This window comes from Halomonas sp. ND22Bw, from assembly GCF_003011945.1.
GTDB lineage: Bacteria > Pseudomonadota > Gammaproteobacteria > Pseudomonadales > Halomonadaceae > Halomonas > Halomonas halophila.
The window spans coordinates 1-245 of the sequence record NZ_PXWD01001524.1 but is presented as its reverse complement, the minus strand read 5'-3'; the positions used below and the strand labels follow the sequence as shown (position 1 = coordinate 245).

At 52.2% G+C, this 245-nt stretch carries 1 pseudogene; it reads left to right on the top strand.

The features are described from left to right. Positions 1–88: pseudogene (locus CVH10_RS23325) on the top strand (AAA family ATPase); the annotation flags it as partial. Positions 89–245 lie beyond the last annotated feature (157 nt).

Genomic DNA, 245 nt, shown 5'->3' with positions numbered 1-245 from the left:
CAAGAACATCAAGATCGTTATGGCCACGAACCGACTGGACATTCTCGACCCGGCCCTGCTGCGGCCAGGACGGATTGACCGGAAGATCGAATTCCCACCGCCGTCGTAAGCTTTGACCTTTTTCTTTCTCTGCCTGTTCTGTTCAGTGTCTCTTTTCACCATCCATTGTTGCATTTTCGCTAACTCTCGTGTTCTCTCTTATCAGGGTGGAAGCTCGTGCGGACATTCTCCGGATTCACTCGCGG